Source organism: Candidatus Kosakonia sp. 282A-S69, from assembly GCF_029433855.1.
GTDB lineage: Bacteria > Pseudomonadota > Gammaproteobacteria > Enterobacterales > Enterobacteriaceae > Kosakonia > Kosakonia cowanii_A.
The window spans coordinates 98,797-99,040 of sequence record NZ_JAROAU010000005.1; the positions used below are offsets into that span (position 1 = coordinate 98,797).

Below are 244 nucleotides of genomic sequence, written 5' to 3' on the forward strand. Positions count from 1 at the left end.
TCTCATTTTCATTGATCCTGTGGAAGTTCACGCTCCAGTTGGCCCCGGCCCGCGAGGGGATGAAGCGGTCACCATGCTTGCTGGGTGAAGACACTGGGGAGTTGGCTGGTGTCAGGGTTCTCCGCATCTCTGAAACACAGGGCACTGTGTTCTCATTCTGGATGATGATCTGCCGCAGGAGCCTTCGCTCATAGTCCTGGTCCATGGCAAAGAATTCCGGGAATCAAGCTTATCGATACCGTCG

Annotated in this window: 1 protein-coding gene; it reads right to left on the reverse strand. The window is 54.9% G+C overall.

Features of this window, described 5'->3' with window-relative positions:
• Nucleotides 1–205 (reverse strand): hypothetical protein (locus tag PU683_RS21275; protein ID WP_277174583.1); only part of this gene is annotated, 205 nt, incomplete at its 3' end.
• Nucleotides 206–244: the final 39 nt, after the last annotated feature.